Source organism: Shewanella sp. GD04112 (genome assembly GCF_029835735.1).
GTDB lineage: Bacteria > Pseudomonadota > Gammaproteobacteria > Enterobacterales > Shewanellaceae > Shewanella.
The window spans coordinates 4,646,633-4,669,773 of the sequence record NZ_JAOEAL010000001.1 but is presented as its reverse complement, the minus strand read 5'-3'; the positions used below and the strand labels follow the sequence as shown (position 1 = coordinate 4,669,773).

The window sequence follows — 23,141 nt, the reverse complement described above, 5'->3', positions numbered from 1 at the left end:
TCAATTAGCCGATAGTTCGTCAGCTCATCCTTAAGGTGTTTTGAGTTAAGCCACAGGATGAAATCGACTTATATTTGATAAGTAGTAAGAGAGTAGGAGCGCGAATGACCTTTCAAACGCAATCAATGGCACTAACAGTCCCTCAGGGCAGCAGTAGTTTAGAAGCTTATATCCATTCAGTGACTAGCATGACAATGTTAGACGCTGAGACTGAGTATGAGTTAGCCAAGCGTTTGCAGGAAACGGGTGATCTGCAAGCGGCGAAGCAACTGATTATGTCGCACTTACGTTTTGTGGTGCACGTTGCTAAGGGCTACTCAGGTTACGGTCTGCCACAGGCGGATTTGATCCAAGAAGGCAACATCGGTCTGATGAAAGCGGTTAAGCGCTTCGATCCCGATGTAGGTGTTCGTCTAGTGTCTTTTGCTGTGCACTGGATTAAAGCCGAAATTCACGAATATGTGCTGAAAAACTGGCGCATTGTTAAAGTTGCAACCACCAAAGCACAACGTAAGTTGTTCTTTAATATCCGTAAAGCGAAAACTCGCCTCGGTTGGTTTAGCGATGATGAAGTTGCAATGGTGGCAGAAAACTTAGGTGTATCTAAGGCCGATGTGACTGAGATGGAATCACGTATGGCGGCGCAGGATCCTGCGTTTGACCTGAGCAGTGATAACGATGATGAGCAGGATTTTGCCCCTGTACATTATCTCGAAGATCATTCATCAGATTTAGCCGAAAACATCGAAAACGATAACTGGGAATCCAATGCCCAAGGTCGTTTATTATCGGCCATCAAAACCTTAGACGAGCGTAGCCAGCATATTCTGCGTGCCCGTTGGTTAGACGATGATAAAACCACACTGCAAGAATTGGCAGAAACCTATCAAGTCTCGGCTGAGCGCATTCGCCAGTTAGAGAAAAACGCCATGAACAAGCTTAAGGCTTGTATGGAAGCCTAATTCGGCTCGGCGTGAGAACATAAAAAAACCTGCTGTGGCAGGTTTTTTTATGTCTGAAATCAACAGGATTCGGATTGAATCGCGGCAATAAGTTGCTTGCGATTCACTTTTAAACCCGTTTGCTCGGTATTTTCTGGCCAAGGGTAATAGCGGCGCGGCCTTTTAAAGCGAGCGATTTTATCGGCGAGAAAGACTTCAAGCTCAGCCTCTATTGCACTTATCTCTTGGCTTGTGCTGCCGAAAATAATGTCGCCACGAATAATGGCGGCGGGGAGTTGGCCGAAGGTGACGTCTGGCTGAGGAAAGACGATCGCCTCGTCAATTAGCGGATGCAGTTTGAGCGCCGCTTCAATTTCCTCTGGCTGAATGTTCTCGCCGCCACTGATAAACATATTATCGACGCGGCCCAAGATCTTAAGATTGCTGTTAGCATCCCATTCGCCCCTGTCTTTGGTATAAAACCAACCCTCGGCATCGAGTTGTTTTTCAATGCCATTATCCGTGAGATAGCCCATAAATAAGCAATCTCCCCGCACCCAAATCACCCCATCGACAATTTTGAGCTCACGCCCTGGGAGTAATTTGCCACTGGTGCCATCGCTTAGCGCTGGGCCTGTGGTAATTTGCGAGCCCATTTCCGTCATGCCGTAACTGGTAAAGCTGGCAATATGCCGCTGTTCGAGCTGTTTAAGCAAATCGACAGAAATTGCGCCGCCGCCGAGTAGCAGGGCTTTAATGCTCTTGAGTGAAGCCTGTTTGTCGGCGAGTAGATTGAGTAACTGTGTCGGCACTAGGGAAGCATGGGTTAAGCCGTCGCGCTCGATTTGCGCCTGCAGTGGGAGAGTGGTATCCGGCAGCACTACCGTCGCCGCCACTAAGGCGCAGCGGTTGAGAATGGCGAGGCCACCAATATGAAATAGTGGTAAGGATAGTAACCAAGCATCACCTGTGACCAGCGGGATCAGGCTGCGAGCGCCCTCGGCATTGGCAATGTGATTCGCAAGATGGTGCACGGCCGCCTTAGGAAAACCGCTGGAGCCAGAGGTTAAAATCACATTGCTCGGGCGATAAATATCAAAGGCTGTCGCGGCTAGGTCGGCGCTAGGAGCCGCATCGAGACTAAAATCCAGCGTGAGTTGATGACTGCCTAATAAGGCCGGCGCCGCTTCGCTCCAATAGAAAGGAATGTGGTGGCTATCGATAAGCTCTTGAACTTGCGCCAGCGGAAAACGTGGCGAGATAGGAAAGAAGATTGCGCCAATATCCACGCAGGCCCAATACAGGCAAATCATCTCTAGATTATTGCGGCTGATACATGCCAGTGGTTGCCCTTGGCCTACGCCAATACGGGTGAGCTGTTCACCCAAGGCCTGCACCATATGGCTTAAGCGGGCGTAGCTGATGTCTTGCCCATTACACTTAACTGCCGTTTGTGTGGGTGAGGTGAGCGCCGCGCGATGTAATGGCGAGATACCTTGTTGTGCAATGGATTGGGATGGTGCCAATGTTTGAGATTCGGACATTGGCGATTAATCCTGCTGCGTACTGGCGACAAGTTTAAGTTGATGAAGCTTTAAGCATTGGGGCTTACCGCTTGGTACGCTTAAGTCTTGGCTGAAGGCGCTCAAAGTATCGAGCCCTGGGATTTCATCGGGCGTCAGTATGGCGGCTAAATGGGCCAAGTCATTGATGCCTAAGCTGGTCTCAAGGCTTGAGCTTATGATACAGCGCACGCCATGGCTGTGGGCCTCGTCGATAAGGCGCTGAAGTTTTTCAATACTGCCAAGTAGCATGGGTTTGATGATGAGTGCCGTGAGTCCCTCGTGCATCACAAATTGATAATCCGGCTCATTGAGGGATTCATCTAAGGCGTAGGGCAGAGGAATAGCGCGATACAGGGTTTGATTATCCTGCGGATGCTGGCAAGGTTCCTCAATATATTCAATGCTCTCTAGCGGTAAACAGGCAGCAAAATCGAGAGCCTGTTCTAAGCTAAAGCCGCGATTAGCATCTAAGCGCAGCTTGAGATCGGGCCTCTGGCCTAAGATGCCATAAATCAAGCTTAATTCATCTTCCACTGAGGTTTGCGCAACCTTCACTTTGACTGAGCGGGCGCCGCTATCAAGACTCGCAATGTTAGCAATCAATTCAGTTTTAGGCGCATCCACTGGCTGATAAATCAACGGCACAGTGGCGGTAACTGGGCGCACCGACTCGAGTTTTCCGCTGAGTTTGGCGTGCAATAGGCTTAAGCCAAAGGCCATGGACGGATAGGGGCTCGCTTCGGCCTGCTCGAGCAAGTAATCGATAGGCTGATTTTGCAGCTCGGGCAATAGCGCCACTAAGGCCTGTTGTACTTCGTCTAGGCTCTCGCGGCTAAAACCGGACAATGGCTGCTGGTCGATATCAACCCCTGAGAGCGGCGCGATTTCAACCTGTTGCTCGCTTTCTTCGCCCTCTGCTTGTGCCTTTGCCTGCAACACTAAGCCTACTCTGTGGTCGATGCGTTGTTTCCCCACGGGTAAAAAGCGGTCTAAGGGTAGGCGATATAAGTACAAGCTGAGCGAAGTTAAGATCATATTTTCCCTAAATTTATCTGTTTCAAGTCATCGATTTTTTAAGCTTTAGTGCGCTTAAGCAGGCGACTAATGCCGTGGGATTGGCCTGATGTATGTTATGCCCAGCCTGTTCAATCTGATGCAAGATGATGGGTTGTTGTGCTTGCCAATCCTTTGCTATGGCAGTGAATTTAGCATCTTGGCTGCCAGCAAAAAAATGGCATTCATAGCCAAGGCTTTCAGGTACATCCCAGAGAGAGGCTTGGCGAGCCAGCGATGTGGCCAAAAAGATCTGTTTTAGTGTCTGCTTGGGATGTTGGTCGAGCAGCGACGCACGTTTTGCTACCAAGGCATGCCGTGCCTTGTCGGACATATCGGCAAACACCGCTTGCTGGTACCAAAGCTGTAAAAAATCCCTACTGCTTAAGCTGAGTAAGCGTTTGGCCCACAAGTTGTCGTTTTTACTGCGTGCGGCTTGCTCTGCGGTATCGGTTAGCCCGGGATGACAGGACTCTAGCCATAAGCTCAAAACGCGCTGCGGATACGCCTTTGCAAGGTGCAGAGCGATGCGGCCGCCGAGGGAATAACCGTAGAGATAAAAGGATTCAATACCAAGGCGATCGAGGCGGCTGATAATGTCTTGAACACAATGCTCAAAACCATTGGCGAGCGTCGATGGCAGCTCATGCTGATTATCGCCGTGTCCGGGTAAATCGAGGCAGATACAGTGAAAATGCTGGCTCAGTGCGGGGATAAGCGGCAGCCAATCGGCCTTAGTCCCTAAAAAGCCGTGAAGCAGGACTAAGTTTGGCTGCGAGACTTCCCCGTAACGGGCCACGGTTGGCATTAGCTTTGTTTCACCCATAAATTCAGCGCGGCGATCTGCTCGCTGGCTTGGTGTTGGCTTACACTGACTTCGATCACTGAGGCGCCCTGATAATCCAGCGCTTCGTGATAACAGCTTTGGAAGTCGGCTAAATTATCCACTTGATTATATGGCAGATTAAACATGGCAGCGGCGTAACCAAACTCTAGGCCATGGCTTAAGCGGTAGTAATCACTGCGCAGCTCCTCGTTAGGAACGGGCAAGAGATTAAAGATATTGCCGCCGTCGTTGTTGAGAATAATGATCACCAGAGGGCTGGTTAAGCTGCGGGCAATGGCAAAAGAGTTGAGATCATGCAACTGGGATAAGTCCCCAATAATCAAGCTCGTGGGTTTACCTTGATGCGCGGCAATGCCGCAGGCGGTGGCCAGTAAGCCGTCGATCCCCGATGCACCACGGTTGGTGTAAGTGGTGGCCGTGCAGCAACTCACTGGGGCGTACATATCGTATAACCGCACGGGCAGACTATTGCCAATAAACAATTGCTGCTCTAACGGCCGCGTATTGGCAATGGCGCGGATAATCTGCGCCTCACCAAACTCACCTTGATCGATATTACGTACAAATAAACTATGTAATTCATCGTTGTAGGTGACTAAGGTGTTGGCCCAATTGGCCGAAGAGGAACGATACCAATTAAGTTGAGCAAATTGCGCTGCGTTGGCGTGCCAAATGTGTTTGGCATTATGGCTTGGGTCGAGCCTGTCCTGTTGTGGCAGCACTTGCCAGTAACTGTGCCAGTTTTGCTCGGCAAGGTAAGCAATCAAACGCTTAGACAATAAGCGCCCACCAAACACCAGCACGCGGTCCGCCTCTTGCAACAGATTGCGCGCCTTAGGGTGTTGCAGTAGTTGGTCAATATTGCCTATCGCCGCAGGATGTTGCCGAAGTTGTGACTGTGCATCAGTCAGCAATGGCCAACCAATCTTTTGTGAGAGGGCGATGAGTTGCTGTGGATCTTGCTCCGGCGTGAGTGTACCCGCGATGATGACGCCCTTACCGTGGACGAAACGCATAATGGCATCATCGCTCGGGCTGCTGAGTTGTTCACTCTTACCGTATTGAGTGTAGGGTTTGGCGTGTTGCAGCCAAGTTTGCAGTGGCCTCAGATAAGGCGATTCGCTATCGAGAATGGTGCCACTCATCTCACTCGGATATAGAGGTTCCCGGTACATACAGTTGATATGCACAGGGCGTGTTTGGTTTGCCACCGCCTCATCGAGGGTTGTGAGTAACATCTGCGGCGCAATGTGCGCATCTGGCGTGGGCAGGTTTACCTGCTGGGCATAATTGGCAAAAATCGCCGGCTGCACTATGGCTTGGTTGGCGCCGCAACCGAGTAACTCTGGCGGCCTGTCACCGCTTAAGACAATCAAGGGCACATGGGTCAACCAAGCTTCGACTATCGCAGGATAAAGGTTGGCGACGGCCGTGCCTGAGGTGGTGATAATCGCCACGGGGGCGCAGCTGGCTTTGGCTAATCCGAGTGCCATAAAACCTAAGCCACGCTCATCGAAATGCAAGTGACGTTTAAGCTTGGTTTGCTGAGCCGCGGCTAAGGTTAGCGGTGTCGAGCGTGAGCCCGGCGCCATGCAGACATGCTGCACACCAAGACGTGCTAATTCTTCCAGAATAAGTGCGCCCCACATCAGGTTCAGTGTGGCTGTGTTTTCGGTTCGCATAGCAAGATCTATCAGGATAAAGATGGGCTTAGTGTAACGTGTTTGGCGGGCAAGATGTATGCCTGGCTTAACAAAACTTGGGTCGACATTGTGGGGGATGAGGTGGAGCCTAAGCTAAGGCAGAGTATGCCTATCACCTCGTATTACAAGATGAAAATTCTGGTTCAGGAGCCGCTAAATAATATGGTCGACAATTTTCTTTATCTGTCCGCTTAGCCAGAGCAAGTCCTCATTCACCTTATTCGGTTGGTTTTTTTGCACGAGGAAAATCGTTGGCGCTTCGGTGTGGGCGTACAAACGTTCGGCCTCCAGTTGCGACAGCTGACAAGTGTGTAACTCGGGAATATCGCTCACCATCTCGTAGACCACTCGATAGGGCAGTAATGAAATTGTCTGGCTCTCGCCGAGATATTCAAACAGGCTAGAAATACTGGTAATGGTAATTTCAGTATTGAGTTTTATGCCATTTTTAATACAGAACTCCTGATATGGGCTGAGGCGAGTGCTGGGGTTGCCAAGATCTGTATTGACATAGGGATACTCGGCGATGCTCTCAAGCGTGATTTCGCGTTTAAAAATCGGATGGTTACGGCTGGCGATGAGGTAAACCTTGTCCATGCGTTGCAGCGTCGTGGTTTGCAACTTATCACCAAAGGCCGCCACATCGGCGGTGCTCTTATTACAGCAAATGCCTAAGGCCACATCGCCATTGATGATGTCCTGTGTCGTGTGCAGCGACCAAGGGGTGATATTAATCTGCATCGGCTTTTGTTCTTCCTTAATGGCCTGCATTAAGGCTTTAGGAAACGCATAGGCAATGAGGCCCGGCGCTGCAATTTCAACATGGGTTTTGACTTGGCTTGCATTTGCCGCGCGCACCTTTTGAAATTTATCCGAGCATTCTATGGTTTGTTTCGCAATAGGATATAAATGAGTTACAAACTCATTTGGAAATAAACCGTATTTTTTACGAATGAAAAGTTCATCGCCAAATGTTTCCCGCAGATTTTTTAGGCTGCGACTTATTTTGGGGGCTGGGATATCTAACGCCTTTGATACATAGGTTGCGGATTTGTTCTCATATAATGAAACCAATATTTTTAAACTCAAAATATCGAGGTTGTCCATGTTATTAATATGCATTTTTTATATTCCTTAATATTGGGCAAGCACTAGATAAGCAAGGAATTATTATGATGTTGGTAATTAAAATTAATGTGAAACTAGTCTCAAGTCTAGCACCTTTTTTCTATCTATGTGTAACAGGAAGTTTAGATTTGAATTTTTTATTTTTCAAAAAACATCTTTAATTTAATTTGAAATTTTAGTTTGTGATATTTGACTATTTGAATTTCAATTTATTAATTAACCATTATCAATATGTGCATTTTAGATTTATGTTAAACGGTAATGTGTTCTGTATCTTAACTTGTTGTTTATGTGTAATTTTGTATTTTTAAATGTGATCTATGTCAAAAAAATAAATGGGATTAACAATAATACTGAAGCTGCTTTAAAGGAGAAAACAAAAATATAATTGTGTTATTGGAGGCGTATATGAACACTTCAGTCATTCTCAGCTATGCGTTTATGTACTTTGTACTATTCGTCGCAGTTCCATTCGTGTTTGTAATGTTTGTCATGACTTGCATTAAGTTTTTTAGAGCAGATCCTGATGACGCTCATCATGAAATGAAACTCAAACCAGTGTTATTTGATGAAGAAAGCTTCAGCTTTTTTAAATCACTCAAAACTGTCGTAGAAGGTAAATATGATGTCTGCTGCAATGTGCCGTTAGACACTGTATTTGATATGGACCAGCATGATGCTGATTTAAATCACGAATGCCGTCTCGACTATGTGTTGATTGACCATGACTCTTCTGAAGTCAAAATGGTGATCAGCGACGCTGGTAAGCAAATTAACTCACCCATGAAAAAGCTGTTCAGTAAATTCAATATTGGCTTTATTGAAATGAACCAGCATAAACAGTGGGATACCCAAAGCCTTAAGCAAGCTTTAGCCGTCTGACCACGACTGTCGGGTTCGGAGCCTTCCGAACCCTGACTTCCTCTGTATTTCCCCATCTATCAATATGAGGACTCGCTATGTCTACACGACAATGGCTGTGGTCATTACGCTTGGGTGTCGTTGCTGTATTGCTCAGTTTTTCTGCTACGAGTGCTGAGCCTGCTAGGCAAATCAACAGTGATGCTTGCATGAAGTGTCATAAGCGTAATGGTCAAATGTTAGGGCATCACGGCCAGGATGCCATGAAAATGACCTGTTCCAGTTGTCACGGTGAAAAGGGTGATCACCCTAAAAAACCAAATGATTTAGTGGTTTTTGGATTAAATGAGGCATCCGAAACCACAGTGCAATTACAAGCATGCCAAAAATGCCACAGGCCCGCCAAACTCAGTTCCCAAGAGTGGACGCATAATGTGCATGCGCAAAAAGTGGCGTGTGCCGCTTGCCATAAATTACATAGCCCAACTGAACCTATGGCCGACATGACGCCTAAGGTTCGCAGTGAGCTGTGCCGTAACTGTCATACAGGCCAGCAGGAGTAAGGTTATGGAAAATTCAAAAAGAAGATTTCTCAAAGGGACATGCGCCCTGTTGGCCGGCGCTTCGGGAGCGACCCTACTCGCGACTGTTAGTGCTTCGAATGAGGCAAAGGCCGAACCCAGCGTGAAGTATGCGCTGATCCACGATGAGACTAAGTGCATAGGTTGCAAAGCCTGTGAGGTTGCATGCCGTGAAACCAACCAGGTGCCCGAGGGCGTGGCACGGCTGAAGATAGAACAAACCGGACCTTACGGAGAATATCCAAACCAGTTTTATCACTTTAGCCGTAAGTCTTGCCAGCACTGTGAAGATGCACCCTGTGTCAATGTCTGCCCGACCGGTGCCGCTTTTATCGATAAAGAGACGGGAATCGTGTCGGTGGATGCGTGGAAGTGTGTGGGCTGTCAGTATTGTATTGCGGCTTGTCCCTACAAAATTCGCTTTATCAATCCCGTTACCCATGCCGCGGACAAGTGTGATTTTTGCCGTGAGACTAATCTGGCCCAAGGTAAACAGCCCGCCTGCGTCGCGGCTTGTCCAACTAAGGCCTTAGTGTTTGGCAACTTAAAGGATCCGAGTTCACAGGTGGTACAAGTGCTGAAGGCTAACCCAACCCAAAGGGCTAAGGTTGACCTAGGAACGCGGCCAAAACTGTTCCGCATTGTGGCCAAATCAGGGGAGGTAGCAATATGAGCGCCCTACATTTTGATACGCTAGTGTGGCATTGGCCGATCGCGATTTACCTGTTTTTAGCCGGCGCATCGGCCGGCGCTATGTTCTTTGCGGTGTTACTCAAACATTTTGTGTTAAAGCATAACGCCTACCAGTCTGGCTTTGTACAAGCGGCCTGTATTGTGGCGCCCGTGGCGGTGATGGCGGGTTTGGGCATTTTAGTCTTGGACTTAACTAAGCCCTTCGATTTTTGGAAGATCTTAGTCTTCTATAATCCCAAGTCAGTGATGTCGATGGGGGTGTTGATTCTGCTGATTTACCAAGTCTTTATGTTTATGTGGATTGGCTTGTTATTCCGTAAACCTATCGATGCTTGGTGTGAGAGTCGCTTCCCCATAGTGCTGAAGTTCACCGCCTGGCTGAGTCGCTTCGAGGCAACTATTACTGGTTTGTTGGTGATCTTCTCCCTCGCACTTGGGGCTTATACCGGCTTTTTGCTGTCGGCCTTACCCGGCTATCCGATGTTGAAAAACCCCGTGTTGCCGCTGCTGTTTTTGGCTTCGGGGCTTTCATCGGGCGCCGCATCTTCCCTCTTGGGTGGCGTGTTGCTTAACGCCAACCCCAATGCCAAGGAAGTACACTTTATCCATAAAGTTGAGATTCCATTGATTTTGGTGGAGATAGTGTTGATCTTCACCTTCTTTATGGGGCTTGTCTTGTCGGGAGGTCAGAGTAAGTTTGCCGCCTTCAATGCGATAGGTTATGGCTTCTGGGGATGGGTCTTCTGGATTGGCATAGTTGGGCTGGGATTATCGGGACCACTGGCAATGAACCTGTTTATGACGGCCACTTCCAAACGTAAGTGGGCCTATGTTGCTGGAACCGCGTGCTTAAGTCTCATTGGTGTACTACTGCTGCGTAACTTTATTCTCTACACGGGGCAAATGACGGTCGTTTAATGGGGCATGGTTCGCCCAAGGTTATAGATAATAAGGAATTACAGTGAATGGCGAAGCGGTGTCTAAGGAATGCACTGTGAGTTAACCCCCTTTAATTACACTGGCTGAAGTAGTTAAAGGTGGGTTGCCTTGTCGCGATTTGCTGTCACAGGGAGGTTATTGGGAAGGGAAGCCATATTTTTGATATTGTTTGCCCTGCCTCCACAAGGGCCTCGCCACCTTTATTCCTTAGGGGTGGCGTTTCTTGTTTGAGGACAAAGCACGCCTATTCACCCGCGTTATTTATCCACTCGCTCATCACCACATGGGTTTTGATTTTAATGATGTCTGTGTGGGTATCGATATATTCACGAATTTCATGCAAGCGGCGCATCGACGGGGCGTGCACATACACCAACAAATCCATATCGCCAGAGATACCGCGGCAAGTGATCACCTCGGGGATGGCGTGGAACACATGCACCACATCGGCGCAGCGCGGGCATTTATGCTGGATTTCGAAATAGGCCGACACGCCTTCCTTTTGCGATTCGCTCAGCAAAACCTGATAGCCGCGGATCACCCCAGTTTGCTCGAGTTTTTTAATCCGCTCGGCAACCGCACTACGGGAAAGGTTAACCTGCTCAGCGATACTGGAGACACTCTGGCGTGCATCTTGTCGCAGGCTGTGGATGATGGCGGTATCAAACTTATCCAACTTGAGCTCCGATAAAAACGGGTTGTAAAAAAGCGCGAGGCAAATCGCCAAGGCAGGCTAATATCAGTTAAGCACCCTGCGCTGGGGCTGCGCCGTCATTTTGCCGGAAATATGCATTTTTGCCGTCATTTTGCCGGTATTTGCCATGAAGAACACTGAGATTGACGGCAGATTGCGGCGTAAAATCTCACTATACTGACGGCTTCAAAACCACTGAATTTTAACAGATGAACTCACATAGCGGAACTATAGGACGTTGGCAAGGCGCAGGCTTGATGGCCACCACTTTGCTGGGCACAGGGGTGTTTATTCTCCCGCAAATGACAATCGACAAAGCCCAAGCTGGCGCGCTTATCGCGTGGTCACTCCTGACCTTAGCCATTATTCCGGTGGCACTGATTTTTGGTCGATTGGCGAGTGTCTTTCCCCATGCTGCGGGTCCCGCTTATTTTGTCGAAAAGGCCTTTGGCCGCACCGCTGGCCGTACTATTGGGCTGATTTTTTTGCTGGTAGTGCCCATGGGCGCGCCGGCCGCGATTTTGATGACCTTCCAATTTGTTAATGCACTCATCCCCTTAGATGGTTGGTCTAAGGTTGGCGCTGAGGTATTAGTGATTTTTGGCTTGTTCCTACTTAATCTGCGTGGCATTCAAGTCTCGGCCAAACTGCAATTTGGCTTAACCCTTTGTATTGTGTCGATTGTGGTGCTGTTATTCGGGGCGAGTAGTGTGCAACCTGGGCACTTAACCTCATTAGCGAGCTATGGCACGCCAGAAATCCCCACCATTATGATTGCCGCAGGTATCGCCTTTTGGAGTTTCCTTGGGATTGAGGCCATGACTCACCTCGCCGATGATTTTCGTCGCCCGCAGCAGGATATGATCCCAGCGATGATGATGGGTACTGTGCTGGTGGGCATAATTTATGTGGCCTGCACCTTGATTTTGCTGTTAGTACCGACCGATAACAGCGTGGCCATGATTGGCGTGTTCGATGCGCTTTTGGGTGGCTATGGCGCACAAGTGATAGGTGTATTGGGGATTGCCAGTGGTCTTGCTACGGTTAACGTGTATGCCGCCAGTGCCGCACGCCTTATCTGGAGCTTTAGTAATGAAGGCATTTTGCCGCGCTGCTTTGCGGTAAAAAATCGTCACGGTGTGCCAATCCGTGCCTTGGCGGCGTTACTCAGCGTGATGGCGAGTGTGATAGTGCTGACCCACACCACGGGCCAAGAACTCGAGCATTTGATTGCCTGGAGTAATGGGGTGTTCGTGGTGATCTATTTGATGGCGATGTTAGCCGCGGCGAAGTTATTGCCCCGCAGCAACTTACCCTTAGTGGTATTAGGTTGTGGTTTCTGTTTGGCTTTAGGTATCGCGCTTGGGGCAAGCATGGCCTATGTGCTGGTGTTGATTTTGTTCGTGGCACCATTCCTGTGGTGGCAGAAGACGCATATCAGTCGCAAACAGAGCTTAGCGGTAAATAAAGCGTCTTAGTGGCCAAAGTGCTGAGGTATCACTGAATGACGGACCAGAACGCCAACCATCATGCGTTCTGGTCTCTTGGTCTTAAATCTTCTGATCCAGTTTAAAGTCGAGCTGCACCTGTTGATTCAGCTGTGGCACGGCCTTGCCCGAATCAAACTTAGGTTTGTATTTCCAGTTTTGCACCGCTGACAGCGCCGCCTTATCAAACACTCGCTTCGGATTAGCATCGAGCACGCGCACATTGCTAACACTACCATCTGCCGTAATATCAAATCCCACGACCACATAACCTTCCTTGCCATTTTGCGCCGCATCAATGGGATAGCGAGGGGACACTTGCACCACAGGTAAGGCTTCGGCCGTCATTGCCGATTGGGTAAAGAGTGTGGTTTGGGTTGGCATTTCGGGGGTAAAAGTCTGAGTGTTGAAATCGACGAGCTGATTACTTTCGCCCGGAGCTGTGACGCGCTCCCTTGCCGGAATGGGTTTTGGTGGTTCGGGTTTGCGACTTTCCTTCGGCGGAATGGGTGTTCGCTCGCTCATCAAAATATTGATTTGTGGCGCATCGCTCGCTTGTCCGCTCAATGGCTGCGGATTATGGATAAGTTGCGCCATAAACACGAACAAACCTAAGGTGATCAGTGCGCTAACAAGGATAATACCTGTGCGATTAACTAGTACATGTTGGCCCATAGTGCTTCCTTACAATGGATGAACAAGATTTAATCTATATCACCTATCACTAAATTTTAGAAATATTTATTTACAAATAAGCATAATTGTTGAGCAATTTTTGACGGGCTGGAATGGCATAAAGCATGAGCCAATCGCGCTTTCCGAGCGGATTTGTGGCAATCACTGCCTGCTTTCAATATCGTTTGAAGTAAAACAAAAGTGCCGGACGCCATTGATATACGGCGATATCTTTGCAAGCGAGGCTAAATTCTGTGTTCTATATTTTGATCATTCATGTCGAAGGAGAATAAATATGGATTCTGCTGCGCTACTGAGTCGAGTCGATGACTTACCCCGTTTACCTAAAGCCATTAGTGAGCTGCTTGAAGTAGTTAACGATGATAATGCCACGGTCAAAAATATTGCGACTAAGGTGTCCCATGATCCCTTGATCAGCGCTAAGGTGCTGAGGCTGGCAAATTGCGCCCACTATGGTCACAGCCGCGAGGTGGGCAGTATTGACGAAGCCGTAGTGCGCCTTGGCATGCAGACGCTGCGGACGTTAGTCCTAGCGTCGGCGGTGATGGGCTCTGTGCCTAAATGCCAAGGGGTCGATCTCGCGCAGTTTTGGGGCAGACCTTTGAAATTGCACTCTATTGCCAAGAGATGGCTAAACGATGTTGGGTGCAGCCCGATGAGGCCTTTACCTGTGGGATCCTCCACCGGATTGGAGACTTACTGATTGCGGCGATTTCCCCCGAAGATGCCGAGAAGATTACCGAAGCCGTCGCTCAGGGCAAAGATAAGCATACGTTTGAGCGTGAACTGCTCGGCTATGATTCGCCCGATATAGGCGCCTTGTTGGCCCAAAACTGGAAATTTACCCCCGCGCTGGTGCAGGGCATTCTGTATCAGGATCACCCCAAGGATTCGAATCCGTTTTCTAAATTGGCCGCCTTGTTGTGCCTCGCCTATAAAGTGCTGGAGGAGTGGGACAGCATAGATGATGACGATAAAACCAGTTGGTTATCGCAATTAGCGACCAAGAAGGGCTTAAAGATGGAAATGGGGGGATTGCGAGTCAAGTTAACAGAACTGAGAGGCGCAGGATTCGAAATAGGTAAGGCCCTTGCTTAAGAATGTTTAACCCGCAAACGGCAATTTAAAACGTTAAACTCAAAGCATGAATGGCAGCACTGCGATTCATGCTTTTTTATGGGTGCTTTTAGTGTGCCGTTTGGGTCGCTTCGATAGCCTGATTACGCATCTGGATCAGTTCGCTGTGCTTGAGGTACAGCAAATCGGCGGTGCGGCGAATAATTTGATCTTCGTACTGGGAGAGTTGTCCATCGGCATAGGCTAATTGCCACATAGCTAACAGCAACTGTTGTTTTTGCTCCAAGCTAAATTCGGCATTGATGGTATTGGTAAACTCAAACAGCGAGGTGGCATTACCTTGGGCTTTTTTCGCTTCTTCAATCAGTTCATTGGCTTCCTGCGCTGGCATCGACAATGTTTCTGTCAGCAAGGTCGGCAGTAACGCCATTTCTTCCACAGCCAAGGTTTCATCGGCAAATACCACTTCGAGCAACATGCTCGCGGCCGCCAACTTGAGCTGGTGGGCTTTCTCCTCGGGGGAGATGGCCTGAGTGTGGGATTGAAGGAATCGTTTCAGCTTAGCAATCATAAAAGGGCACTGCTCTGGCAAGAAGGGATAACTAAATAGAGTGATTTACGGCGCTAAAGTTCACCCTAAGCCATGTGCTTAGGGTGAAAGCGAAGATTACAGCAGAGAGTTTAGGCCCTTCATCAGAAGATCTGAGCTGCCTTCTGCACCATTTGTCTCAAGGTAAGACTTGGCGATATTGATCATCGGCATAGCGAGATCTTTAGAAATACCCAATTTTTCAAAAGCATCTAACACCATTGCGCTGCCTTGAAGGGAAGATCCAATATTACCCGCCTTAGACAATAGGCCTGAAACGCCCGAGTTAGCGTCAAGCTTTGGCGCTGCGGCTAATAGGCTGTCGGCATTAGGAATGCTGGCGGCTAATTTGGTGTAATCATTCGAACCTAGGCTAGACTGGGCTAGGCCTAACAGGCTGCCTAAACCGCCTTCGGCTTGGTTTTGGCTTAAACCGAGTTGCGACATCACACTACCGACTAACTCGTTGGATTGAGTCGCGGTACCTGTGGCCACTTTTTCTGTTTTTGCTTGTGTTCCTGCGAGGTTATCTAACCAGCCTGCACTGGCGGGAGCCGCTAAAAGCGTGGCGCTGATCAGGATTGAGAGAGTGAGAGTGTGTTTCATGAGTGGCATCCTTTGAGGGTTTGCGCGCAATAAAGGCCCACAGTGTAACGGCTTTGCGACTTTTGTTGCAGTCCTTTTCTGTGATTTACGGTTCACTCAAGTGATTTGTGTTGTGCATTAGGCAGGGATTTTGGGTATCCTTAGCGGCAATTCACGGTGTTAATTTACTTCAATTATTTTGGAAAGGCGCATGTCACTGTCCGCAATTTTGACCGAAGCTTATAACTTTTTCCGTAATCATCTCACTCAGCTTGCCATGCTGACAGTGCCATTACTGTTAGTGCAGGTGGGGATCCAGCTGTGGCTAGGTACAGAGATGAGCAAAGTCGATCTGGAAAACCCACAGTTTGGCGCGCCACATATGATCGCCATGATGCTACTGTTATTGATTTTTTCGGTGCTGATCGCCGCATTAACGCTATTTTTAGAGCTGAGATCCCAGGGACATAATCCCCCGACGGGAATGGTATTGAAGGCAAGCTTACCCTTTGTACCGCCCCTGCTGTTGGCGGGTGTGTTTTCGGGACTGGCGATTTTAGCGCCTGTGATGCTATTTGCTGCGTTCGGTCCTCTGTGGTTAGTCGGCCTCGTCATCAGTTTCTATCTGTTTGCGCGACTCGCCTATGTGAACTTTATGGTGGTGGTTGAACGTCTCACACCGCTAGAAGCCATTAAGGCAAGCTTTAGCTTTAGCGGTCCTATCGTACTGAAAACTATCGCCTTATTGATGCTTTATCTGCCGCTTTCTGTCGTGGGTGCTCAGCTCTCTGGCGCGGCTTCTCTGGGCGGCCTGCCAGTGCAAATGTTGGCGGATACCTTGATGGCATTTATCGGTCTATTCGTGAACTTAGCGCTGTTCCGCCTGTATATGGTGACGAAAAAGCCTACTGCGGAATAATATCAACTGAGTACATTTGAACTGAGGTAAGGATTTATGGGGACAGGGGCTGAGTTACTGGATAGCGAATTTATCCAAGGGTTTTCGGCCTCTCTCCTCGATGATTACCTCAACGCCAAAAACTATGTGCAGGATGTACCCACCCAGTCACTGCTACATATCCGCAGTTTTACCCACAGGCTGACCGAACTACTCGGTCAGGATAAAGCCGTCTCCTTCACCAGTCCCAACCTCTATGATCGTATCGAGCTGTTAAACCAAAAGCGGCTGATTGATGTGAAGACGACCAGAGCCTTGCATCGCCTGCGTGGCGATGGTAACCGTGGTGCCCACCCTGAAAAATACCATTTAACCCAAGAACAATTGCTCGCCTTGGCCCAAAAGGCCATCAAGGATGTGTTGGCCTTAATTGAGCACTTGTATCCTAAGGTGACTGGGCGTGCGGCTCCCGCGTACCAGTACCAAGCCAGCGATGCTGTTACCATTAAAGATCTTTGTTACCGTGCGGTGATGGAAGACGACCCTAAGGCCCAATATCTAGTAGGGATCTCTTTTAAAACCAAAGCATTAATGCTGAAAGAGCAAGAACTTGCCTTGGCTGACCAATCCTATGGTAATGAAGATGAAAATGGTCCAGCGGTAAAGGAAGTGGCGCAAAAAGCCAGTGATACCTTTGCCAAAGCTGCCTATTGGTTTGCCCTTGCGGCGCCAAAACATTCGGATGCCCTCTATGAACATGGGGTGGGGCTTATCCATGGCTATCAAGGGCAGGCCGATGCCATTCAGGGCGAAGCGGCAATTGCCAAGGCCGCTCAGGCGGGTGTCGTCAATGCGATGGCGTTACTGGGGTATTTTTATCTGGTGGGCAGTGAGTCATTTAAGCCGGATTTAGTGCAGGCGAAGCACTATTTACAACTGGCGGCCGAGGGCGAGCAGACCGAAGCCATGGCGAATTTAGGCGTGCTTTACTATCAGGCGAAAGATCTGACCCAAGCCTATCATTTTATTAATAAAGCGGCGCAAGCGGGTTATCCCCATGCCCAGTACCATTTAGCCTTAATGCTCGCCAATGGTGATGGTTGTAAGCGCGATCCTATTGTGAGTGAATATTGGATGGCCGAAGCGGCGGAACAAGGCCAACTCGATGCCATGCTTACCCGCGCACAACACATGCTAAACGATGAAAGTGGTTTGGGTGGCGATGTGAGTCAGGCGGAGCGTTACCTGCGTGAAGTGATTAAATACGGTCACAGCGTGCCAGCCATGATTGAGCTGAGCATGGCACTCGCAGACGGTATTTTAGGGCGCATCGATGTGGTGGGCTCTGCGGCGCTGCTCAACCTCGCGCGCCGTCATGCTAATACCAAAGAGGCCGAGATCATCGAGCCTCTCTGGCAATCACTCGCGCTGCAAATTGATACTGTGCTGGAGATGACTCAAGATCCCGCTGAGATTCAAACCCTTAAGCGCGCAAAGACATTACTAAGCGCCTAGGGCGTGTTGACGTTTCGAGATTAGATTTTGTTCGTTCTGGCATGATGGGTCGTTATTCTACTCAAATGACGAGCGGCTCTTATGACAGAAAGTAAGAGCAAGGGCTTGCCAGATGAACCCTCCGGGCAGCATTTGGCTGGCATTTCTGCTGCGTTATCGTCTGTTTATGTAGAATGACTACACCGCACGGACTTTGCCTTGCATAAAAGCCTGCCAAACTGCTGCAAAAATAATCCTGAAACGTCAACACGCCCTAGTATTATTTCTCATCCTGTTGATGCTCGAAGGTGCGGCCACGATAGTGCTCTGCATGGGGTTCGCGTACCACATTCGCCGAGCGATAAAAGTCCGATGCTTGGCTTGCCGCCTCCTGTGCTTGTGCTTGGGCGCGATTAAACTTACTCATTTGGCGTGCGACATAAAAACGGCTAAATAGCACAACACAGCCGAGCGCAATGGCGCCGAATAAAAGAGCAAAAGGTAATAAAAACAGAGACAAGCAGATTAGGCTGACGCTGATCGCCATGGCTAACCAAGCCCGAGCTCCTGAAATGCGTGGCTGAAATGGGCTCTGTTGAAATTGTTGATAGATCATAAGAACTCCTAATCAAAATGGGCGAGGCGGAAAACGAGTAAAGCCATATTGTAGAGTGGATGTCACCAAGCTGGCGCTGACGATGGGCCTCTTTCCCAATGCTATGGAGGGTCAGTGTGCAATAAATAATCGGATTGGGTCACGTTAATTTGGGTTAATTTACGTTGTTTTACGTCTATGAAGCCGAAATTGTTGTGCCTTTTGTTTGGCTGTGATCTTTGTGTTTGTCTGAGGTTTGTTTTTGGCGTTATTTAGTTATCTTAATGTTTTTGCTTAATTATTTGTTATTCCGACTGTAACGTATTCTTTGTTTGTTGTGCAATATGTGCGAAAATTTAGCCGATATTTTGATTGGTTTTGGCTAAAACTGTAAATTTACGACGTTAACTGCCTGCCTCTCATCATTACCTTCCTTCAGTGCTGTGTAAAACCGTAGATACCAAAATGAACTCATATTCGCTTAAACAAAAGATCCTGATTTCGGTCGTGATCGCGCTTTCCCTCGTCATCGGCTCACTGTCATGGCAAAGCTACTCCAGTCAAAAATCATTGTTGCTGCAAAATAGCCTAGAGCAGGTGCAACGCTTGGGTGAACAACAAGCCGAGCGCATTCAAGAATGGCTCGCAGGACGCCAAGATATCGTAGGCGCATTGGCCTCTAAGGTTGAAGGTAATAGTTTAAGTGCATTACAGCAGGCGCAGGCCTCTGGACGATTCCAGCTGACCTATTTTGGTACCGAGACCGGGCAGATGTTGGATTCAGATCCAAGTATCGACCGCACGGGTTACGATCCGAGAACGCGCCCTTGGTATAAACAGGCGATGAATGAGCGCGGTCTTATCCTGACAAAACCCTATGTTGACGTGGCCTATAACGTGTTAGTGGTCACTATGGCACAGGCAACCTCGCAAGGTGTGGTGGGGGGCGATCTCTCGATTGCGAGCCTAGTCGAGAGTGTGAATCGTATGACGCTCCCCGCCAATGGCTATGCAATCATGATGCACAAAGACGGCACTGTGATTGCTTACAAAGATGCTTCAAAGGCCATGAAGCCTGTCGGCCAAATCGACAACGATCTGAATCATGATTTACCGCAGCAGAGCCGCCAAGCGGGAGCCTTGCTGCCCATGTATTTTGAAAATGAGGGCCGCGACAAGTTAGTCTGGGGCGTCGATATTCCCAATACCGACTGGGAATTGGTGATAGTGCTGGATAAGGAGACCTTAGAGGCGCCGTTAACCAATCTTTTGCTGACGCAATTTGGACTTTCCGCCGTGGTGTTATTGCTGAGCGTGTTGGCGATTTCCTGGTTGGTGAATCTATTGCTAGGTCCACTTGGACGTGTGTCTCAGGCGCTGGCACGCATTGCCGACGGCAATGGCGATTTAACTCAACGCATCGAGGTCGACACTCAGGATGAGGTGGGCGTGTTGGCCGATAGCTTTAACCGTTTTGTCGGCAGCCAGCACCAACTGATCAGCCATATTCGTCAGTTAGCCAGTGAGCTAGATGCGGATGCCGAGCGCAGTCTTAAAACCAACCATATTGCCGTGTCAGAGTTGCAACGTCAGCAGCAGGAAGTGGCTATGGTGGCAACGGCGGTGACCGAAATGGCAAGCGCGACCAATGAAATTGCCGCCAATGCGGAAAACACTGCGACAGCGGCGCAGCAGTCGGCCGCGAGCAGTTTCCAAGGCAAAGAGCTGGTCAACAAAACCCGCAGTTCGATCAATTCCCTAGCCGATGAAGTCGCTCAGGCAACAGACGTGATTGAAGATTTAAGTCGCCATGCTCAGTCGATTTCTAGCATTTTAGCGACTATTCAAGGGATTGCGGAGCAGACTAACCTATTAGCGCTCAACGCTGCGATTGAAGCTGCCCGCGCGGGTGAGCAGGGCCGTGGTTTTGCCGTGGTCGCCGATGAGGTACGGGTATTGTCGCGTCGGACTCAAGATTCGACCCAAGAAGTACATGCGACCATTGAAACCCTGCAACGCACCACAGCAAAAGCCGTGAGTTTGATGGAAAGCAGTCAAATGCTTGCAGGCAACAGCGTGGAAGATGCGAATGCCGCCGCAAAGGCATTGGAGGAGATCACCCAAGCCGTGAATGTGATTTCGGATATGGCGGGCCAAATTGCCACTGCCGCCGAAGAGCAAACCCAGGTAACGGGGGAAATCACCCAAAATACCGTAGCGATCAAGGACGTGACCGACGAAATCACCGAGGCCGCGAAATCGGATCTGACTCAAGCCCAAGGATTAAAGGCGCGTGCGAACGATCTTAATGCTCAGGTAGCGACTTTTATTCTGTAAGTGTGTTGAGTTCAATAAGCCCAGGATACGCTTGTGCCCTGGGCTTTTTTTATGGCTTTTATCCTAAGGTTGCATAAGCTTTTCAACACTTTGGCAGATGGTATCACGCATCCATTTATGGCCTTGGTCTTCATCGTTGCGCTGATGCCAGAGCAGCACATAGGCCATAGGGATAAATTCAAAGGGCAGAGGCAATAGCCTTAGTGGATACAGCTTGCATGCGTGCAGTGCAAAGCTCGACGGCAAAGTGAAAATTAAATCACTGTGGGCACAGATGCTGGCCGCGCCATAAAAATCGGGCACAGTCGTGCTAATTTTGCGCCTGTGGCCAAGGTCGGCCAGAAAGTAATCCAGCGCCCACCAATCACTCCCTTCACAGCGAACCTGCACATGCGCCATATCCAAGTACATGGATAAATCCCATTGGGGCGAGGTGAGTGCGGTCATCAAAGGATGATCTTGGCGCACCAAACACACTTGCCTGTCGGTAAACAGGGTTTGGCAGCTGATGCCATCTGGGAGCCTGTCCGTTTGCGAGTCTGACAGTGGGTGTAGATCCCGCCCCGAGATCCCAAAGTCAATTTGCCCCTGCTGCAAATCGTGCATCGATTTCTCGGTCCACACATAGGAGTCGAGCTTCAGATTCGGTGCAGTGCTTAACAATGGGCCGATAAAATAGGGAATTAAGGTTTCGTAGGCGCTTTCAACCATGGCAAAGGAAAACTGCCTGTTACTGCTGGCCGGCGTAAACGTCGGTGGCTGAGTGAGTTGATATAAGTCCTGCAAAATATTCGACAATTTAAGCCCAATATTGAGCGCATGTGCCGTGGGTTTTAGGCCGTGGGCAGTGCGCTGGAATAGGGGATCATCTAGAGTTTCTCGCAGGCGATTCAAGCTCTTGCTCAATGCCGACTGGCTAATATGTAATCGACTCGCTGCGCGGGTAACGCTCTGCTCTTCGAGCAAAACCTTCAATATCACCAGTAGGTTGAGGTCGATTCTGGCTAAGTTATCGAGATTCATAGATATTCCTCAGGGGAAATTCACTTTGGAAATTATACCATTTCTGTTCATACCTTGAGTTCTTTAAAATAGCGCCCACTGAAATACTTTTTACTGTTTAACCGAGATAAGTTTTATGCGGCGCAATCTGTTACCTATTTTGATGTCTTTGGTGCTACTCAGCCCTCTGGCAATTGATATTTACCTCCCTTCTATGCCCACTATGGCGGCAGAGTTCGCCGTGTCTGCCAGCGAAGTGCAGTCCACCTTAGTGCTGTTTTTATTTGCTATGGGTGTGGGCCAAATTTTGATTGGTCCCTTAGCTGACCGTTATGGACGTCGCCCCGTGGCACTCTTTGGTGTACTACTTTATGGTGCGAGCAGCTTGCTCGCCGCTGCTGCGATTGAATTTCACTGGTTACAACTTGCTCGCGTGCTGCAAGGTTTAGCGGCGTGTTCAACCTCGATTGTGGTCTTTAGCGCTGTGCGTGACTGTTATTCGCCGAAGGAAGGCGCTCGCATTTACAGCTACTTAAATGGTGCTATCTGCGTGATTCCCGCGCTGGCGCCAACCCTTGGTGGCCTGTTAGCCATGCAATTTGGCTGGCGTTCGACCTTTGTGTTTATGACGCTATACGCGATTTTGATGATGCTATTGGTGGGCTATCGTTTACCCGAAACCCGTCCAGCCAATACCGTTAGTACAGGCCCATTGTACCGCTGGAGCCGCTATAAGCCTGTGCTGAGCAATACCCATTTCTTATTCTATGCCTTTGCCTGTATGTCGGCGATGGCGGCAATTTTAAGTTATGTGTCTTACTCTCCCGTGTGGCTTATCGGCCATTTAGGGGTGTCTGAGTTGGCATTTAGCGGTTTGTTCGGTTTGAACGCTGTAGTCAATATTGTGGCCTGTTTTGCCGCGCCGGTGGTGATCCGCAAGTTAGGCAACCGTCCAACCGCCATCCTTGCCTTAGTGCTACTGGTGCTCTCGGCGGTATTGATTATCGCGGCGCAAGCCTTTGGTCCGAGTGTGGGTATGGCTGCCGCCTTTGCCTTTATGCTACCTATGATGTTGTTGTGTATCGGTTTTGCTTTCTTATTAGGCCCTGCGACCAGTATGGCACTGTCAGCCTTTGGTGAGCGTGCAGGAACAGCAACGGCGATGTTAGGTTTTATTCAGATGAGTGGTGCATCGGTGATTGCTGGATTGGTACAGCAAACAAACCTGACCGCCCCCTATGCAGTGGCCTTAGTAATGGGAGTATTTTCTGTCGGATTACTTTCAATGATGGCGCTCAGCCGCTTCGACCACTGGCACCAAGAGCAATTAGCCGCAGAGCATTAATTCGCCCTAAACGGCTAACCCAAAACACCCT

The 23,141-nt window shown here is 49.1% G+C and carries 21 protein-coding genes and 1 pseudogene; 11 read left to right on the top strand and 11 right to left on the bottom strand.

Annotated elements, in window-relative coordinates; translation table 11 throughout:
* Positions 1-104: 104 nt before the first annotated feature.
* Entirely contained in the window at positions 105-962 is an 858-nt protein-coding gene (rpoH, locus tag N7386_RS20490; RefSeq protein ID WP_011624492.1) for an RNA polymerase sigma factor RpoH, read from the top strand.
* A 59-nt stretch (positions 963-1,021) separates the two neighbouring features.
* Here the strand turns inward: rpoH and menE are convergent, their stop codons facing one another.
* From menE to N7386_RS20465, 5 genes are all read right to left on the bottom strand, one after another.
* Positions 1,022-2,485 (bottom strand): o-succinylbenzoate--CoA ligase, encoded by a 1,464-nt coding sequence (gene menE, locus N7386_RS20485; RefSeq protein ID WP_279770715.1) that lies wholly within the window; start codon positions 2,483-2,485, stop codon positions 1,022-1,024.
* Between the two features lie 6 nt (positions 2,486-2,491).
* Positions 2,492-3,541 (bottom strand): o-succinylbenzoate synthase, encoded by a 1,050-nt coding sequence (gene menC / locus N7386_RS20480; RefSeq protein WP_279770713.1) that lies wholly within the window; start codon positions 3,539-3,541, stop codon positions 2,492-2,494.
* A gap of 22 nt (positions 3,542-3,563) precedes the next feature.
* Positions 3,564-4,367, bottom strand: a complete 804-nt coding sequence (menH, locus tag N7386_RS20475; RefSeq protein WP_279770711.1) for a 2-succinyl-6-hydroxy-2,4-cyclohexadiene-1-carboxylate synthase — start codon at positions 4,365-4,367, stop codon at positions 3,564-3,566.
* Positions 4,367-6,088, bottom strand: a complete 1,722-nt coding sequence (gene menD, locus N7386_RS20470; protein ID WP_279770709.1) for a 2-succinyl-5-enolpyruvyl-6-hydroxy-3-cyclohexene-1-carboxylic-acid synthase — start codon at positions 6,086-6,088, stop codon at positions 4,367-4,369. The genes menH and menD overlap by 1 nt, the downstream gene beginning before the upstream one ends.
* Positions 6,089-6,262: 174 nt before the next feature.
* Positions 6,263-7,231: a LysR family transcriptional regulator gene (locus tag N7386_RS20465; protein WP_011718683.1), complete on the bottom strand. Its 969-nt coding sequence runs from the start codon at positions 7,229-7,231 to the stop codon at positions 6,263-6,265.
* Between the two features lie 414 nt (positions 7,232-7,645).
* On the opposite strand from N7386_RS20465, the gene N7386_RS20460 reads away from it, so the two are divergent.
* The 4 genes from N7386_RS20460 to nrfD all read left to right on the top strand — a co-directional run bounded on the left by N7386_RS20460 (position 7,646) and on the right by nrfD (position 10,290).
* Positions 7,646-8,119 carry a DUF2726 domain-containing protein gene (locus tag N7386_RS20460; protein WP_011624486.1) on the top strand — a complete coding sequence of 158 codons (474 nt, stop codon included), beginning with the start codon at positions 7,646-7,648 and terminating at the stop codon, positions 8,117-8,119.
* A 77-nt stretch (positions 8,120-8,196) separates the two neighbouring features.
* Positions 8,197-8,661 (top strand): nitrite reductase, encoded by a 465-nt coding sequence (locus tag N7386_RS20455; RefSeq protein ID WP_011624485.1) that lies wholly within the window; start codon positions 8,197-8,199, stop codon positions 8,659-8,661.
* A gap of 4 nt (positions 8,662-8,665) precedes the next feature.
* Entirely contained in the window at positions 8,666-9,352 is a 687-nt protein-coding gene (locus N7386_RS20450; protein WP_011624484.1) for a 4Fe-4S dicluster domain-containing protein, read from the top strand.
* Positions 9,349-10,290, top strand: coding sequence for a cytochrome c nitrite reductase subunit NrfD (nrfD, locus tag N7386_RS20445; protein ID WP_109286742.1), 942 nt, complete (start codon positions 9,349-9,351; stop codon positions 10,288-10,290). The genes N7386_RS20450 and nrfD overlap by 4 nt, the downstream gene beginning before the upstream one ends.
* A 265-nt stretch (positions 10,291-10,555) precedes the next feature.
* Here nrfD and N7386_RS20440 read toward each other — a convergent pair whose 3' ends face one another.
* On the bottom strand, positions 10,556-10,987 hold the full coding sequence (locus N7386_RS20440) for an Lrp/AsnC family transcriptional regulator (RefSeq protein ID WP_011624482.1): 432 nt from the start codon (positions 10,985-10,987) through the stop codon (positions 10,556-10,558).
* Between the two features lie 227 nt (positions 10,988-11,214).
* On the opposite strand from N7386_RS20440, the gene yjeH reads away from it, so the two are divergent.
* Positions 11,215-12,483, top strand: a complete 1,269-nt coding sequence (yjeH, locus tag N7386_RS20435) for an L-methionine/branched-chain amino acid transporter (protein WP_279770703.1) — start codon at positions 11,215-11,217, stop codon at positions 12,481-12,483.
* Between the two features lie 72 nt (positions 12,484-12,555).
* Here the strand turns inward: yjeH and N7386_RS20430 are convergent, their stop codons facing one another.
* A complete protein-coding gene (locus tag N7386_RS20430) occupies positions 12,556-13,167 on the bottom strand; it encodes an energy transducer TonB (protein ID WP_279770701.1) in 612 nt (203 codons plus the stop codon).
* 295 nt (positions 13,168-13,462) lie between these two features.
* Here N7386_RS20430 and N7386_RS20425 point away from each other — a divergent pair.
* A pseudogene (locus tag N7386_RS20425) lies at positions 13,463-14,286 on the top strand (HDOD domain-containing protein).
* Positions 14,287-14,374: 88 nt separating this feature from the next.
* Here the strand turns inward: N7386_RS20425 and N7386_RS20420 are convergent.
* Positions 14,375-14,836, bottom strand: coding sequence for a TerB family tellurite resistance protein (locus N7386_RS20420; RefSeq protein ID WP_279770700.1), 462 nt, complete (start codon positions 14,834-14,836; stop codon positions 14,375-14,377).
* Positions 14,837-14,932: 96 nt separating this feature from the next.
* A complete protein-coding gene (locus N7386_RS20415; RefSeq protein WP_011624477.1) occupies positions 14,933-15,460 on the bottom strand; it encodes a DUF2780 domain-containing protein in 528 nt (175 codons plus the stop codon).
* Between the two features lie 190 nt (positions 15,461-15,650).
* Between N7386_RS20415 and N7386_RS20410 the strand changes: the two genes are divergently transcribed.
* Positions 15,651-16,358 (top strand): hypothetical protein, encoded by a 708-nt coding sequence (locus N7386_RS20410; RefSeq protein ID WP_011624476.1) that lies wholly within the window; start codon positions 15,651-15,653, stop codon positions 16,356-16,358.
* 36 nt (positions 16,359-16,394) lie between these two features.
* Positions 16,395-17,852: a DUF4145 domain-containing protein gene (locus N7386_RS20405; RefSeq protein WP_279770697.1), complete on the top strand. Its 1,458-nt coding sequence runs from the start codon at positions 16,395-16,397 to the stop codon at positions 17,850-17,852.
* Positions 17,853-18,111: 259 nt separating this feature from the next.
* Here the strand turns inward: N7386_RS20405 and N7386_RS20400 are convergent, their stop codons facing one another.
* Positions 18,112-18,447, bottom strand: a complete 336-nt coding sequence (locus N7386_RS20400) for a hypothetical protein (RefSeq protein WP_279770695.1) — start codon at positions 18,445-18,447, stop codon at positions 18,112-18,114.
* 444 nt (positions 18,448-18,891) lie between these two features.
* On the opposite strand from N7386_RS20400, the gene N7386_RS20395 reads away from it, so the two are divergent.
* Entirely contained in the window at positions 18,892-20,763 is a 1,872-nt protein-coding gene (locus N7386_RS20395; protein ID WP_279770692.1) for a methyl-accepting chemotaxis protein, read from the top strand.
* 63 nt (positions 20,764-20,826) lie between these two features.
* Here N7386_RS20395 and N7386_RS20390 read toward each other — a convergent pair whose 3' ends face one another.
* Positions 20,827-21,786 (bottom strand): LysR family transcriptional regulator, encoded by a 960-nt coding sequence (locus N7386_RS20390; RefSeq protein ID WP_279770690.1) that lies wholly within the window; start codon positions 21,784-21,786, stop codon positions 20,827-20,829.
* A 115-nt stretch (positions 21,787-21,901) separates the two neighbouring features.
* Between N7386_RS20390 and N7386_RS20385 the strand changes: the two genes are divergently transcribed.
* The gene (locus N7386_RS20385; RefSeq protein WP_279770687.1) at positions 21,902-23,110 is read left to right on the top strand and encodes a multidrug effflux MFS transporter; all 1,209 of its coding nucleotides are present in this window, start codon (positions 21,902-21,904) and stop codon (positions 23,108-23,110) included.
* The last annotated feature ends 31 nt before the right edge of the window (positions 23,111-23,141 follow it).

What these genes read in the sequence shown, in the direction of transcription:
- yjeH (WP_279770703.1), top strand. Translation starts at nt 11,215, where the DNA reads ATGAACTCACATAGCGGAACTATAGGACGTTGGCAAGGCGCAGGCTTG.
- menE (WP_279770715.1), bottom strand. Translation starts at nt 2,485, where the DNA reads ATGTCCGAATCTCAAACATTGGCACCATCCCAATCCATTGCACAACAA.
- menH (WP_279770711.1), bottom strand. Translation starts at nt 4,367, where the DNA reads ATGCCAACCGTGGCCCGTTACGGGGAAGTCTCGCAGCCAAACTTAGTC.
- N7386_RS20395 (WP_279770692.1), top strand. Translation starts at nt 18,892, where the DNA reads ATGAACTCATATTCGCTTAAACAAAAGATCCTGATTTCGGTCGTGATC.
- N7386_RS20450 (WP_011624484.1), top strand. Translation starts at nt 8,666, where the DNA reads ATGGAAAATTCAAAAAGAAGATTTCTCAAAGGGACATGCGCCCTGTTG.
- nrfD (WP_109286742.1), top strand. Translation starts at nt 9,349, where the DNA reads ATGAGCGCCCTACATTTTGATACGCTAGTGTGGCATTGGCCGATCGCG.
- N7386_RS20420 (WP_279770700.1), bottom strand. Translation starts at nt 14,836, where the DNA reads ATGATTGCTAAGCTGAAACGATTCCTTCAATCCCACACTCAGGCCATC.
- N7386_RS20385 (WP_279770687.1), top strand. Translation starts at nt 21,902, where the DNA reads ATGCGGCGCAATCTGTTACCTATTTTGATGTCTTTGGTGCTACTCAGC.
- menC (WP_279770713.1), bottom strand. Translation starts at nt 3,541, where the DNA reads ATGATCTTAACTTCGCTCAGCTTGTACTTATATCGCCTACCCTTAGAC.
- rpoH (WP_011624492.1), top strand. Translation starts at nt 105, where the DNA reads ATGACCTTTCAAACGCAATCAATGGCACTAACAGTCCCTCAGGGCAGC.
- N7386_RS20410 (WP_011624476.1), top strand. Translation starts at nt 15,651, where the DNA reads ATGTCACTGTCCGCAATTTTGACCGAAGCTTATAACTTTTTCCGTAAT.
- N7386_RS20430 (WP_279770701.1), bottom strand. Translation starts at nt 13,167, where the DNA reads ATGGGCCAACATGTACTAGTTAATCGCACAGGTATTATCCTTGTTAGC.
- N7386_RS20460 (WP_011624486.1), top strand. Translation starts at nt 7,646, where the DNA reads ATGAACACTTCAGTCATTCTCAGCTATGCGTTTATGTACTTTGTACTA.
- N7386_RS20405 (WP_279770697.1), top strand. Translation starts at nt 16,395, where the DNA reads ATGGGGACAGGGGCTGAGTTACTGGATAGCGAATTTATCCAAGGGTTT.
- menD (WP_279770709.1), bottom strand. Translation starts at nt 6,088, where the DNA reads ATGCGAACCGAAAACACAGCCACACTGAACCTGATGTGGGGCGCACTT.
- N7386_RS20400 (WP_279770695.1), bottom strand. Translation starts at nt 18,447, where the DNA reads ATGATCTATCAACAATTTCAACAGAGCCCATTTCAGCCACGCATTTCA.
- N7386_RS20415 (WP_011624477.1), bottom strand. Translation starts at nt 15,460, where the DNA reads ATGAAACACACTCTCACTCTCTCAATCCTGATCAGCGCCACGCTTTTA.
- N7386_RS20465 (WP_011718683.1), bottom strand. Translation starts at nt 7,231, where the DNA reads ATGCATATTAATAACATGGACAACCTCGATATTTTGAGTTTAAAAATA.
- N7386_RS20455 (WP_011624485.1), top strand. Translation starts at nt 8,197, where the DNA reads ATGTCTACACGACAATGGCTGTGGTCATTACGCTTGGGTGTCGTTGCT.
- N7386_RS20390 (WP_279770690.1), bottom strand. Translation starts at nt 21,786, where the DNA reads ATGAATCTCGATAACTTAGCCAGAATCGACCTCAACCTACTGGTGATA.